General features: G+C 63.8%; 1 protein-coding gene. It reads right to left on the bottom strand.

The window, feature by feature from the left end:
* On the bottom strand, window positions 1-304 hold a 304-nt coding region (locus SB822_RS56105), incomplete at both ends, for a glycogen debranching enzyme N-terminal domain-containing protein (protein WP_410858979.1).

Genomic DNA, 304 nt, shown 5'->3' with positions numbered 1-304 from the left:
AAGTTCCAGCGTTCGGCACGTGGGGTGGAAATCATATAAAAAGTACCATCATCGAGACGCGACACCACATATTCCGCCTGAACTCCGCCCTTCTCGGTCAGATGATGCGCGAGGTTGACGCGACCGATTTTCGGCAGGCGGTTGGCGAGAATACCATCGAGCCAGGCTTCCGCGCCGTTGACCAGCACGACGCGCCCGCCTGGCGCGCGCGTGGCCGCCAGCAGCAATGCGTGATAGCGGCGCGTGCGCTCGGTGCCCACGGTCCCCGACGCGAAGCCGCCGAAGCCGTCTGCCTCGAGCCATT

The organism is Paraburkholderia sp. SIMBA_054, from assembly GCF_046534875.1.
GTDB lineage: Bacteria > Pseudomonadota > Gammaproteobacteria > Burkholderiales > Burkholderiaceae > Paraburkholderia > Paraburkholderia hospita.
The sequence above is the reverse complement of the archived record's forward strand: the minus strand, read 5'-3'. Positions and strand labels throughout refer to the sequence as shown.